Genomic DNA, 13,160 nt, shown 5'->3' on the forward strand with positions numbered 1-13,160 from the left:
CTCCCAAGTGAATTAATCTTCTAATCTAATATCCAATCCAAGACCTTTAAGTTCGTGCATTAATACATTGAACGATTCAGGTAATCCTGGTTCCGGCATAGATTCACCCTTAACGATTGCTTCGTAAGTTTTAGCTCTACCGATAACATCATCAGATTTAACCGTTAGGATCTCTCTTAATGTACTGGATGCACCATAAGCTTCAAGAGCCCAAACCTCCATCTCTCCAAAACGCTGACCACCAAATTGAGCTTTACCACCCAATGGTTGTTGTGTAATAAGAGAATACGGTCCGATAGAACGTGCGTGCATTTTATCATCAACCATGTGCCCTAATTTCAGCATATAAATTACACCGACAGTAGCACGTTGGTGGAAACGCTCACCAGTTCCTCCATCATAAAGGTAAGTATGTCCAAATCTTGGAATTCCAGCCTCATCTGTCAATTCATTAATCTGGTCTAATGTAGCACCATCAAAAATTGGAGTAGCATATTTTCTACCTAATTTCTGTCCGGCCCATCCAAGAACAGTTTCATAAATCTGACCGATATTCATACGTGAAGGTACCCCAAGTGGGTTCAACACGATATCTACCGGTGTTCCATCTTCCAGGAATGGCATATCTTCGTGACGAACAATTCGGGCAACAATACCTTTATTTCCGTGACGTCCTGCCATTTTATCCCCTACTTTCAGTTTACGTTTCTTAGCGATGTAAACTTTAGCCAGTTTTAAAATTCCTGAAGGAAGTTCATCCCCCACTGTAATGGTGAATTTCTCTCTTCTCAGTGCTCCCTGAAGGTCATTCAGCTTAATTTTGTAGTTGTGGATCAGGTCATTCACCATTTTATTGGTTTCATCATCTGCTACCCACATCCCTTTGTTAAGGTGTGCGAAATCTTCAACAGCATTCAACATTTTTTGGGTATATTTCTTACCTTTTGGTAATACTTCCTCACCCAAATCATTCATTACACCCTGAGATGTTTTTCCGTTAACGATATTGAATAATTTGTCAACCAGCTTATCTTTCAGCTCTACGAATTTTACTTCGAAGTCCATTTCAAGTTTCGCCAGGCTATCTTTATCCTGTGAACGTTTACGTTTATCTTTTACCGCTCTCGCAAATAATTTTTTGTCCAAAACCACACCGTGTAATGAAGGAGATGCTTTTAACGAAGCATCTTTTACATCACCTGCTTTATCCCCGAAGATTGCACGAAGCAATTTCTCTTCCGGAGTAGGATCTGATTCTCCTTTTGGTGTAATTTTTCCGATTAGGATATCGCCAGGTTTTACTTCAGCACCAATCCTGATCATACCATTCTCATCTAAATCTTTGGTAGCTTCTTCACTAACGTTTGGAATATCATTCGTTAATTCTTCGTTACCCAATTTAGTATCTCTAACTTCCAATGAATAGTCATCAACGTGTATAGAGGTAAAAATGTCATCACGAACTACTTTCTCAGAAATTACGATTGCATCCTCAAAGTTATATCCCTTCCATGGCATAAACGCCACTTTAAGGTTTCTACCTAAAGCAAGCTCTCCATTCTGGGTAGCATATCCTTCAGAAAGTACTTGTCCTTTAATTACCCTATCCCCTTTTCTTACGATTGGTTTCAGGTTAATAGAAGTACTCTGGTTGGTTTTTCTGAATTTGATCAAATTGTAGGTTTTGTCATCTGAGTCAAAACTTACCATTCTTTCTTCTTCTGACCTGTCATATTTAATGGTGATGATATTAGCATCCACATATTCTACAACCCCAGGACCTTCTGCATTAATCAATACTCGGGAATCAGACGCTACCTGGCGCTCAAGACCTGTACCCACAATTGGGGCTTCTGGTCGTAGCAAAGGAACCGCCTGACGCATCATGTTTGATCCCATCAACGCACGGTTAGCATCATCATGTTCCAGGAAAGGAATCAATGAAGCCGAAATCGATGCGATCTGGTTCGGAGCAACGTCAGTATAATCAACAACATTCGGATCCACAACCGGGAAATCGCCTTCTTCACGGGCAATAACCTTGTCGGCAGTAATCTGTCCGTCCTCAGTCATTTCAATATTTGCCTGAGCAATCATCTTACCTTCTTCTTCTTCTGCACTTAAATATACAGGAGTAGAAACCAAGTCAACTTTACCATTGGTTACCTTACGGTATGGTGTTTCGATGAATCCCATTCCATTCACTTTAGCATACACTCCAAGAGAAGAGATCAAACCAATGTTTGGTCCCTCTGGTGTTTCAATAGGACATAAACGTCCGTAGTGTGTATAGTGAACGTCACGTACCTCAAATCCGGCTCTTTCACGGGAAAGACCACCAGGTCCAAGGGCAGACAATCTTCTTTTGTGCGTAATCTCTGCTAATGGATTCGTTTGGTCCATGAACTGAGATAACTGGTTTGTTCCAAAGAAAGAGTTAATTACCGATGATAATGTTTTAGCATTGATCAAATCGATAGGTGTAAACACCTCGTTATCTCTAACGTTCATACGCTCTCTGATGGTTCTCGCCATACGGGCCAAACCGACACCGAACTGAGCAGAAAGTTGTTCACCAACTGTTCTTACACGACGGTTTGACAAGTGATCGATATCATCAATCTCTGCTTTAGAGTTGATCAATTCGATCAGGTATTTCACAATGGTAATGATATCTTCTTTGGTAAGCACTTGCTTTTCCATTGGAATATCCAAACCAAGTTTTTTGTTCATTCTGTAACGACCTACTTCACCTAAGTTGTAACGTTGGTCAGAGAAGAACAATTTATCGATAATGCCACGAGCGGTTTCCTCATCAGGCGGTTCAGCATTACGCAACTGACGGTAAATGTGCTCAACAGCTTCTTTTTCAGAGTTTGTTGGATCCTTTTGAAGCGTATTGTGGATAATGGCATAATCAGCCTGGTTATTATCCTCTTTATGCAACAAAACGGTTTTCACATTAGCATCGATGATTTCTTCCACATTATCCTTATCGATGATAGTATCACGATCCAGGATAATCTCATTACGCTCGATAGAAACTACCTCGCCAGTATCTTCATCTACGAAATCTTCATGCCATGTATTCAATACACGGGCAGCTAATTTTCTTCCGATATATTTTTTAAGTCCAGTTTTAGAAACTTTAATTTCTTCAGCAAGGTCAAAAATCTCAAGGATATCCTTGTCTCTTTCAAACCCAATTGCCCTGAACAATGTAGTAACCGGTAATTTTTTCTTTCTATCGATATAGGCGTACATAACGCTATTGATATCGGTAGCAAATTCAATCCATGATCCTTTGAAAGGAATTACTCTGGCAGAATATAATTTTGTTCCGTTTGCATGAAACGATTGTCCAAAGAATACCCCTGGTGATCTATGCAATTGCGATACAACAACCCTTTCTGCACCATTGATCACGAATGTACCACTTGGTGTCATATAAGGGATTGTTCCAAGATATACATCCTGAACTATCGTTTCAAAATCCTCGTGCTCCGGATCGGTACAATACAGTTTCAGCCTGGCTTTAAGCGGCACACTGTATGTAAGTCCTCTCTCAATACACTCTTGGATTGTGTAACGTGGTGGATCTACAAAGTAATCAAGGAACTCCAATACAAATTGGTTTCTGGTATCGGTAATTGGAAAGTTTTCCATGAAGGTGTTATAAAGACCTTCGTTGCCTCTTTCATCGGATTTAGTTTCAAGTTGAAAGAAATCTTTAAAAGACTTAACCTGAATATCAAGAAAATCCGGATAGTCAGGAATATTTTTGGTTGAGGCAAAATTTAATCTTTCAGTCTGATTTGTTATCATCAATGGACAAAATTTTGATTAAAAAAATTGATAAAAAAAACGCATAAAATATAATATACGAAAAATGGTTTAGGCCTTTGGGCGTTTCTGCCCAAGGCCTAAACCTAGTTCTTAAAACCTAGTGTAACTTACTTAAGTTCAATTACAGCTCCAGCTTCTTCTAATGATTTTTTAAGACCTTCAGCCTCATCTTTAGAAATACCTTCTTTTACAGGTGCAGGTGCAGAGTCAACTAAATCTTTAGCTTCTTTAAGACCTAATCCTGTTAATTCTTTAACCGCTTTTACAACAGCTAATTTAGAAGCTCCAGCTTCTTTAAGGATTACTGTGAATTCTGTTTGCTCTTCAGCAGCAGCATCTCCACCACCAGCAGCAACTACAACAGCTGCAGCAGCAGGCTCAATACCATACTCATCTTTTAATATTGTTGCTAATTCGTTAACTTCTTTAACTGTAAGGTTAACTAATTGTTCTGCGAATTGTTTCAAATCTGCCATTTTTTCTATCGTTTAAAATGATTTGTAAAATTATAATTTATTAAGTGCGTTCTGTTTGGCTTATTCAGCTTCAGTAGCAACTTCTTCTTCTTTCGAGAATTGGTTTTGAAGAGCTGCAATAACTCTTTGCGCCGGTGATTGAAGTAATCCAATGATTTCCCCAATAACTTCTTCTTTCGATTTCAGCGAAGCTAATGAATCTAATAAGTTATCACCAATATAGATTTCCTGGTTGATATAAGCCCCTTTGAAAACTGGCTTATCCGATTTTTTACGGAAATCTTTGATGATTTTTGCAGGAGCATTTGCTACATCTGCAAAAAATATAGAAGTGTTACCTTTTAAAACAGATGGTAAATCTCCATAGTCTTTATCGGAAGCACCCATAGCTTTTTCAAGCAAAGTGTTCTTAACTACTTCTAATTTTATCCCTGCTTTAAAACAAGCTCTTCTAAGGTTTGAAGTTGTCTCTGCATTTAGTCCGGAAATATCTGCTACATAAACAATATTTGAACCAGCTAACTGTGCAGTTAAATCTTCAATCGCGATTGATTTTTCTTCTCTAGTCATACTAAAAATTTTTAACTACCAATTATTATACTGCCTTTGGGTCTAATGCAATAGCAGGACTCATGGTGCTTGAAAGGTGGATACTTTTGATGTATGTTCCTTTAGCAGCAGTTGGTTTAAGTTTAAGTAATGTTTGAATAATTTCGTGGGCATTTTCAGTAATTTGTTCTGCTCCGAAAGAGATTCTTCCGATACCTGCATGAACAATACCAGTTTTATCAACTCTAAAGTCAATTTTACCAGCTTTTACTTCCTGAATAGCTTTAGCCACATCCATAGTAACAGTTCCTGTTTTAGGGTTTGGCATTAAACCTCTTGGGCCTAATACTCTACCTAAAGGACCTAATTTACCCATAACAGCTGGCATAGTGATGATCACATCAATATCAGTCCAACCATCTTTAATTTTTTGAAGGTAGTCATCTAAACCTACGTGGTCTGCACCAGCAGCTCTAGCTTCAGCTTCTTTATCCGGAGTAACTAACGCAAGAACTCTTACATCCTTACCAGTACCGTGAGGTAAAGTAACCACACCTCTTACCATTTGATTCGCTTTTCTTGGATCTACACCCAATTTAACCGCGATATCAACAGACTCGTCAAATTTTGCAGAAGCAACCACTTTAATTAATGCAGAAGCATCTTTCAAAGAGTATAGTTTATTCTTTTCAATTTTTGATGCAGCCTCTTTTTGTTTTTTTGTCAATTTTGCCATTTCTTTTTCTTAATTAAAAAGGAGCGTCTCCAGTTACAGTTATACCCATAGATCTAGCTGTTCCAGCGATCATGCTCATAGCAGACTCAATAGTGAATGCATTCAAATCAGCCATTTTATCGTCAGCGATAGCTTTAATCTGATCCCAAGTTACACTTGCGATTTTTTTACGATTTGGTTCCCCAGATCCAGATTTTACTTTTGCAGCTTCTAATAATTGAATAGCAGCAGGTGGCGTTTTAACAACAAACTCGAAAGATTTGTCTTTATACACAGTGATTTGCACTGGTAAAATTTTGCCGGGTTTATCTTGTGTTCTAGCATTAAATTGCTTACAGAACTCCATGATATTAACACCAGCAGCACCTAAAGCAGGTCCAACCGGTGGCGATGGGTTCGCTGCACCTCCCTTAACTTGTAGTTTAACTACTTTACTAATTTCTTTAGCCATTTCTTAAAATTTAACACGTCTCTCTTGGAAGCGATTAACGTGGTTTATTATATATGTAACAAAAATTATACTTTTTCAACTTGCATAAAACTCAACTCCAATGGTGTTTTTCTTCCGAAAATCTTAACCATCACTTCAAGTTTACGCTTTTCATCATTGATTTTCTCAACTGTTCCATTGAACCCGTTGAAAGGACCATCAACCACCTTAATTGTTTCCCCAATATTAAAAGGAATTGAATGACTGTCTGTTTTCACAGCTAACTCATCCACTTTACCTAACATCCTGTTCACTTCAGACATCCTTAAAGGAACTGGATCACCACCTTTAACTTCACCTAAAAAACCAATAACTCCTGTAATTGATTTAATAATATGAGGAATTTCTCCTGTAAGAGCAGCTTCAATCATAACATAACCAGGAAAGTATACTTTTTCTTTACTGATCTTCTTTCCGTCTTTTACTGTAACCACCTTTTCAGTAGGGACAAGTACTTGAGAAATATAATCAGACATACCTAATCTATTGATTTCGGTCTCAATATAAGCCTTAACTTTATTTTCCTGTCCACTTACAGCTCTTACAACGTACCATTTTTTCACACTACTATCTGTCATTACACGAATATTAAGAATTTATCCAAGAAAAGAAACCAGCTATTGCTTTTGCAAAAACCACATCTACTCCCCAAGTCGCAAGAGCAAATAGTATTGAAAAAACCGCAACTATAATGGTTAATCGTTGCACTTCAGCCCATTCCGGCCAAGTAACATTCGTTTTTAATTCCCCGAAAGCTTCGCTAATGTAATTACCAACTTTTGCCATGCTATTTATTTTTTTGCACGGGCGGAGGGATTCGAACCCCCATCAACGGTTTTGGAGACCGCTATTCTACCCTTGAACTACGCCCGTATTAAAAGCCAGTAGAATCATAAAAACCCTACTGGCTTCAATTTATTTAGTACCTAAATAATTACTCAACAATTTCAGTAACCTGTCCTGCGCCTACAGTTCTACCACCTTCACGGATAGCGAAACGTAAACCTACGCTTAATGCGATTGGGCTTAACAATGTTACATCAATAGTTAAGTTGTCCCCTGGCATAACCATCTCAACACCTGTTGGTAGCATGATAGTTCCAGTTACGTCAGTTGTACGTACGTAGAACTGTGGACGGTAATTATTATGGAATGGAGTATGACGTCCACCTTCTTCTTTTTTCAAGATATAAACCTCAGCTTTGAATTTAGCGTGTGGCTTTACTGATCCTGGCTTAACGATAACCATTCCTCTTTTGATAGATTCTTTATCAACACCTCTTAAAAGCAAACCTACGTTATCTCCAGCTTCACCTCTGTCAAGGATTTTACGGAACATCTCAACTCCTGTAATAGTAGAAGTCAATTTATCAGCTCCCATACCAATGATTTCAACAGCATCACCTGTATTAGCAATACCAGTTTCGATACGACCTGTAGCAACAGTTCCACGTCCTGTAATTGTAAATACATCTTCAACCGGCATCAAGAATGGTTTTGCAGTATCCCTAATTGGCTCTTCAATCCAGCTATCAACAGCAGCCATCAATTCAAGAATTTTTGGTACCCAAGCAGGATCATTATTCAATCCACCTAAAGCAGACCCTTGAACTACTGGAGTATTATCTCCATCATAGTCATAGAAAGACAATAAATCTCTGATTTCCATTTCTACTAATTCCAACAACTCAGCATCATCAACCATATCCACTTTGTTCATGAATACAACCAATCTTGGAATACCTACCTGGCGTCCTAAAAGGATGTGCTCACGAGTTTGTGGCATTGGTCCGTCAGTAGCAGCTACAACGATGATAGCACCATCCATTTGAGCAGCACCTGTAACCATGTTTTTCACGTAATCCGCGTGACCTGGACAGTCAACGTGTGCATAGTGACGGGTAGCAGTTTCATACTCAACGTGAGATGTATTAATTGTAATACCTCTTTCTTTCTCCTCTGGAGCGTTGTCGATTTGATCAAACGATTTTGCCTGACAGTAACCTGCATCTGATAATACTTTCGTAATAGCAGCAGTTAAAGTAGTTTTTCCGTGATCCACGTGTCCAATTGTACCTATATTTAAGTGCGGTTTGGAACGGTTAAAATTCTCCTTTGCCATTTTACTTAATTTTAATCTTAGTTATATATTAGTGTTCAAATTCTTACTTGTTGAGCCAATGTCGGGAATTGAACCCGAGACCTCTTCCTTACCAAGGAAGCACTCTACCCCTGAGCTACACCGGCAATCCTCTGATCTCATCAACTCTTCACTTTCGATCCGATTCAAAATAATCAGTTTTGTGGGGAGAGCAGGATTCGAACCTGCGAAGTTCACACAGCAGATTTACAGTCTGCCCTCGTTGGCCGCTTGAGTATCTCCCCAACTTTTATATTCTTTGCTTCTCAAAATTAAGAGCCGATAGAGGGACTCGAACCCACGACCTGCTGATTACAAATCAGCTGCTCTAGCCAGCTGAGCTACATCGGCGAATAGAATAAAAAAGTCCGCTATTTCTAACGGACTGCAAATGTATATCTTTTTGTTTCTTTTTCAAAATATTTTTGAAAAAAATTCAATTATATGTGTGTTCTTATTTTTTCTTTTCGTTTCAACAAAACTCTTTCTAATGAACTAGAGGCTAAATCCGTACCTTCCTCAAAAGTTTTACATTGCTTTTTAACAATAAACTCGTCACCGGGGACATGAATCTTAATCTCAATAATTTTATTTTCTTTATCACTTGTATTCTCAACCTTCAAAAAAACATCGGCAGAAACTACTTTATCATAAAACCGTTCTAATTTATCCATTCGCTCTTGAATGAATCCTAAAAGTTTTGCATCAACATTAAAATTGACAGCTTGGACATTTACCTTCATAATCAAATTTTTAATTGTTTAACATTTGAATCATTTCTTATTTCTGGGATGCGCATCACCATAAACTTTTTTCAATTCCGCCAGGCTACTGTGAACATAAATCTGAGTAGAAGCCAAACTGGAATGTCCTAATAATTCCTTTACCGAATTTAAATCTGCCCCATTGTTCAGTAAGTGAGTCGCAAACGTATGACGTAGGATATGCGGGCTCTTTTTTACCTTCTCTGAGACTTTACTAAAGTAATCATTTATTAATCGATAGACAAAAGAATCATATAATTTAACGCCCTTTAACGTTACAAACAAAAACTCGTCATCCACAATATCCAATAGCTTTTTACGTTCCGAAAAATACATTTCAAGCTCCCGAACCAATACCGGCAACAGCGGCAGGATGCGTTCTTTATTTCTTTTGCCCAATACTTTAAGCGTATGATTCGACAGATCAACGTATTTGACTTTCAATCCAATTAATTCCGCCCGACGCATTCCCGTCGTATACAACAAATCAATAATCAGTTTATCCCGCCTTCCACAGAAGTCATCCGTAAATTCTAATTCCTGAAAAACATCCGACACCTCATGCTCCGAAAAAGGAATTTGTAGTTTTTTAGGCGCTTTCAAGGCTCTGTGTTTTGCCAACGGGTTCAAATCGATCTGTTTTGTCTTCAACAAAAAACGATAGAACGCTTTCAGGGATGCTACTTTCCGGTTCACAGAGCTGTTCGCCATACCACCATCCACCAAAGAAACGATCCAGCTCCGGATCTGACTGTAATTAGCCTCTTCCAGACTTTCCTGTTCGAATTCCGAAATCAGGAATTGCTGGAAAAACTCCACGTCCCTCCCATAAGCATTCACCGTAAGTAGCGAATAATGCTTCTCCAGTTGCAGGTAATCCCGAAAAGATTGTTTGTTATTTTGCATAAAAAAACCGTTAGTCGCAAAGTTATTAAACTTTACCTACTAACGGTTTATATTATAAAGAGAATAAGTATTAGTTCTCTAAATTGTCTCTCATGTTCTGAATGTAAGCAGCTTTTTGAATTTGTGCTCTTTTCGTAACTGAAGGTTTTATGAAAGCCTGACGTGATCTCAGTTGTCTTACAACACCTGTTTTGTCAAATTTTCTTTTATAGCGCTTTAATGCTCTATCGATATTTTCTCCGTCTTTAATTGGTATAATTAACATAATATAACACCTCCTCTCGTTAAGGCTGCAAACTTATAACTAATTTCCGGAATACAAAATAAAACCACCAATTATTTTTTAGACCACACCGTATAGCTTCTTGGCGGCGCCTGAACCTTTACATATTTGTCCGATTGTGTAACCGGCTCCCACGAAGAATTCCCGGTATAATCTTTTATTACTGCACCGGCCCAATTGGTTTGTACCCAACGTTCCTGCCAGGAATCACTATTGTTAATATACACCACCAGTCCATTGCTCGTCCCATAACCGTTTCTTCTTGCTACATACTCATCCGTATCTGTATACAATAGTGTTGTATTCCCCGATGCCAGGTTATTATGCACCCAAATCAGGTTATTCAATTTATTTTTATCCAGCCATTCTTCATAATCACGGTAAAATAATGTCGGATACCCTTCGTGCGTCAGGATATAAGCATACGCCAGCAGCTTATTGGAATAGATTTCGTCTGTATCATGATTCGCTACAAAAGTTACCGCCCGGGACGAATTTCTTTTCCAAAGCATATCATTATTCAGGCTATTCAGGTTATTTCCATTAAAGGCATCACGCATGGCATAATAACAGGCGAAATCGAATGCACTGGCTTCTGCCTGGCTCGTCCACCAGTCTAAAGTATTCACATTTCCATCCCAATATTCCCCCACGGTAAAACCGCCAACGGCATTTTTCCAGTTTTTCACTACCGAAGGATCAAAGCCTTTTACAAAATCAAAACGCCATCCATCAAAGCCCATTACGTTTTTATAATATTTGGCTACCGAATTCGCATTGCCCCACAGCCAGTCCTGCACATAGGGCTTATCATGGCACAAATCAGGGAAACCACCAAAAGAACCACTGTCTGAATTGTGCACATCATTCGGATGAAAATCCAGTGCCGATCGAATGAACTTACCGGAAGCAGGCTGAAAATTAGGGAGTAGTCGTTAGATTGTGTAAACGTAGAAATTGATTTTAATTTGATTTGAGATTTTAAGGCTTAGCCAAAAAACAACAGATCATTAAGTATAGAATTTAAAAGAACTACATTTAAATAATTTAAAAAGAGCGGATTATGATCGAAGATGGTAAATTACCCAAAGATTTTGCAAAGCAATTTAAAAACAAAGAAGACTTCCATACTTTTTTTCAAGACCTGTATAAACAAGGCATTGAACAGCTACTCCAGGGAGAATTGGATGCTCATCTGGGATATGAGAAGCATAATATTGACGGATACAATACAGGCAATAGCCGTAATGGTTCTTTCTCAAAGAATATAAAATCAGAGACTTTGGGCAATATGGTCCTGGCTATTCCCCGGGATAGAAATGGTGAATTCGAGCCTCAGGTCATCGGAAAAGGCCAATCGATGAGTGAAAAGATTGAAGATGCTATTTTAGGAATGTACAGTCGTGGAATGACCCGTAGTGATATTGTAGAACAAGTTAAAGAAGTTTATGGGATATCAGTAAGTGAGTCCACGATTTCGACCATCTCTGATAGAATACTGGCTGATGTTGATTTATGGACTAAAAGGGCTTTAGAACCACAGTATCTGATTGTTTGGATGGATGCTGTGCATATGAAAGTAAGAACAGATGGGAAATATGAAAACCATGCAATTTACATTGTAATCGGACTAAAAACAGATGGTAAGAAAGAAGTATTAGGAATGTGGCTAAATAAAGAAGAGTCGGCTTCATTTTGGATGACTGTACTCTCTGACATAAAATCTCGTGGAGTAAAGGATATTCTCATTGCCTGTACAGATAACCTTACCGGATTTACAAAAGCTATCAGAGGTGTTTTTCCAAATACAGAATCCCAGCTTTGCATTGTTCATCAAATAAGGAATAGCCTTAAGTTTGTAGTAGTTAAGGATAGAAAAGCATTTTGCAGTGCAATGAAAGAAGTATATACTGCAATAAATCAGGAAGAAGCCGTTTTAGCTCTGGCTGAATTTAAAAAAAACTGGGAAGCAAAATATAAATATGCCGTTTGCTCCTGGGAAAAGAATTGGGAAAATCTCATGCCTTTTTTGGCCTATCCTGCTGAAATCAGGAAAATAATGTACACCACAAATACAATAGAAAACTTAAACAGGGGAATTAGAAAATATACCAAAACAAAAGTGCAGTTCCCAGATGAAAAAAGCGTCAAGAAATCAGTCTATTTAGCAATACAAAATTGTGAAAAAAGCTGGATAAATGCAATACCAAGCTGGGGATTAATCATGAATCAGTTCTTGGTCATATTTGGAGAAAGGTGTAATATTAAACACTAAGAACTGTTTACACAAAATTTCGACCAGTCTCGAAAATTAGTGTAAGTAGTCCCTCCGGTAAACGGATTGGCTTCTGAAGCTCCACCACTATTATGATTAATAACGATATCTGCAATCACACTGATATCGTTGGTATGCGCGGTGGCGATCAAGGTCTGTATTTCTGCTAAGGAACCAAAGCGGGTCTCGACACTCCCCATCTGATTGTAACTTCCAAAATCATAGTAATCAAAGGGATCATATCCCATGGAATATCCTCCATTCTGGGCTTTGGTCGCAGGCGGTAGCCATATGGCATCAATTCCGGCATTTTTCCAGGCAGGGATTTTAGCGTTCACCGTATTCCACCAGGTTCCTCCCGCAGGTACATCCCAATAAAAGGCCTGCATCATTACTTTTCCGCCAATAGAACGGGAAGCTAAATCGCCATTTCCTGCTACAGTAGGATCCGTAGCTGTGGCCTGAGTGTCATCAATAAATTCTTCCCGGCTACAACCGAATAGAAAGCAGACAGCCGCAGCTGTCAAAAGTAGGTTTTTCATATATTTTGGGGTTAAATTTTATCCAATCTACAAACTTTAACCTTGTTTTTTACAAATACCGAATAGCGCCACTTCACGAAAACGTTATAGTGTTAATAAATAATTAAAATAGCATTCTTTACACCCTATGATTAATTCTAAACTTTTCTTTTT

The 13,160-nt window shown here is 38.4% G+C and carries 12 protein-coding genes, 4 tRNA genes and 2 pseudogenes; 1 reads left to right on the plus strand and 17 read right to left on the minus strand.

Translation table 11 applies throughout. The features are described 5' to 3' along the window. Positions 1 to 12 precede the first annotated feature (12 nt). The 16 genes and pseudogenes from rpoB to FK004_RS00180 all read right to left on the minus strand — a co-directional run. Positions 13 to 3,825: a DNA-directed RNA polymerase subunit beta gene (gene rpoB / locus FK004_RS00105; RefSeq protein WP_108735417.1), complete on the minus strand. Its 3,813-nt coding sequence runs from the start codon at positions 3,823 to 3,825 to the stop codon at positions 13 to 15. 128 nt (positions 3,826 to 3,953) lie between these two features. Further along, entirely contained in the window at positions 3,954 to 4,322 is a 369-nt protein-coding gene (gene rplL, locus FK004_RS00110; protein ID WP_108735418.1) for a 50S ribosomal protein L7/L12, read from the minus strand. Positions 4,323 to 4,382: 60 nt separating this feature from the next. Beyond that, positions 4,383 to 4,892 carry a 50S ribosomal protein L10 gene (rplJ, locus tag FK004_RS00115; protein ID WP_108735419.1) on the minus strand — a complete coding sequence of 170 codons (510 nt, stop codon included), beginning with the start codon at positions 4,890 to 4,892 and terminating at the stop codon, positions 4,383 to 4,385. A 25-nt stretch (positions 4,893 to 4,917) separates the two neighbouring features. Further along, positions 4,918 to 5,607, minus strand: a complete 690-nt coding sequence (gene rplA / locus FK004_RS00120) for a 50S ribosomal protein L1 (protein WP_108735420.1) — start codon at positions 5,605 to 5,607, stop codon at positions 4,918 to 4,920. 13 nt (positions 5,608 to 5,620) lie between these two features. Continuing rightward, positions 5,621 to 6,058 carry a 50S ribosomal protein L11 gene (rplK, locus tag FK004_RS00125; protein WP_108735421.1) on the minus strand — a complete coding sequence of 146 codons (438 nt, stop codon included), beginning with the start codon at positions 6,056 to 6,058 and terminating at the stop codon, positions 5,621 to 5,623. A gap of 65 nt (positions 6,059 to 6,123) precedes the next feature. After that, a complete protein-coding gene (gene nusG, locus FK004_RS00130; RefSeq protein ID WP_108735422.1) occupies positions 6,124 to 6,675 on the minus strand; it encodes a transcription termination/antitermination protein NusG in 552 nt (183 codons plus the stop codon). A 10-nt stretch (positions 6,676 to 6,685) separates the two neighbouring features. Beyond that, positions 6,686 to 6,883, minus strand: coding sequence for a preprotein translocase subunit SecE (gene secE / locus FK004_RS00135; RefSeq protein WP_108735423.1), 198 nt, complete (start codon positions 6,881 to 6,883; stop codon positions 6,686 to 6,688). 16 nt (positions 6,884 to 6,899) lie between these two features. Further along, positions 6,900 to 6,970, minus strand: a tRNA-Trp gene (locus FK004_RS00140). Positions 6,971 to 7,031: 61 nt separating this feature from the next. Beyond that, the gene (gene tuf / locus FK004_RS00145; RefSeq protein WP_108735424.1) at positions 7,032 to 8,219 is read right to left on the minus strand and encodes an elongation factor Tu; all 1,188 of its coding nucleotides are present in this window, start codon (positions 8,217 to 8,219) and stop codon (positions 7,032 to 7,034) included. Between the two features lie 53 nt (positions 8,220 to 8,272). Further along, a tRNA-Thr gene (locus FK004_RS00150) sits at positions 8,273 to 8,344 on the minus strand. A 57-nt stretch (positions 8,345 to 8,401) separates the two neighbouring features. Then, a tRNA-Tyr gene (locus tag FK004_RS00155) sits at positions 8,402 to 8,482 on the minus strand. A 32-nt stretch (positions 8,483 to 8,514) separates the two neighbouring features. Continuing rightward, a tRNA-Thr gene (locus tag FK004_RS00160) sits at positions 8,515 to 8,588 on the minus strand. Positions 8,589 to 8,677: 89 nt separating this feature from the next. Then, positions 8,678 to 8,980: a ribosome hibernation-promoting factor, HPF/YfiA family gene (gene hpf / locus FK004_RS00165; RefSeq protein WP_108735425.1), complete on the minus strand. Its 303-nt coding sequence runs from the start codon at positions 8,978 to 8,980 to the stop codon at positions 8,678 to 8,680. A gap of 30 nt (positions 8,981 to 9,010) precedes the next feature. Then, the gene (locus FK004_RS00170; protein WP_108735426.1) at positions 9,011 to 9,907 is read right to left on the minus strand and encodes a tyrosine-type recombinase/integrase; all 897 of its coding nucleotides are present in this window, start codon (positions 9,905 to 9,907) and stop codon (positions 9,011 to 9,013) included. Positions 9,908 to 9,977: 70 nt separating this feature from the next. After that, a complete protein-coding gene (rpsU, locus tag FK004_RS00175) occupies positions 9,978 to 10,172 on the minus strand; it encodes a 30S ribosomal protein S21 (RefSeq protein ID WP_108735427.1) in 195 nt (64 codons plus the stop codon). Positions 10,173 to 10,243: 71 nt separating this feature from the next. Then, positions 10,244 to 11,101, minus strand: a pseudogene (locus tag FK004_RS00180) (alpha-amylase domain-containing protein); the annotation flags it as partial. A 152-nt stretch (positions 11,102 to 11,253) separates the two neighbouring features. Between FK004_RS00180 and FK004_RS00185 the strand changes: the two are divergent. Further along, positions 11,254 to 12,465 (plus strand): IS256 family transposase, encoded by a 1,212-nt coding sequence (locus FK004_RS00185; RefSeq protein WP_108735429.1) that lies wholly within the window; start codon positions 11,254 to 11,256, stop codon positions 12,463 to 12,465. 32 nt (positions 12,466 to 12,497) lie between these two features. Here FK004_RS00185 and FK004_RS00190 read toward each other — a convergent pair. Beyond that, a pseudogene (locus FK004_RS00190) lies at positions 12,498 to 13,007 on the minus strand (alpha-amylase family glycosyl hydrolase); the annotation flags it as partial. Between the last annotated feature and the right edge of the window lie 153 nt (positions 13,008 to 13,160).

The sequence above is a fragment of the Flavobacterium kingsejongi genome (genome assembly GCF_003076475.1).
Lineage (GTDB): Bacteria > Bacteroidota > Bacteroidia > Flavobacteriales > Flavobacteriaceae > Flavobacterium > Flavobacterium kingsejongi.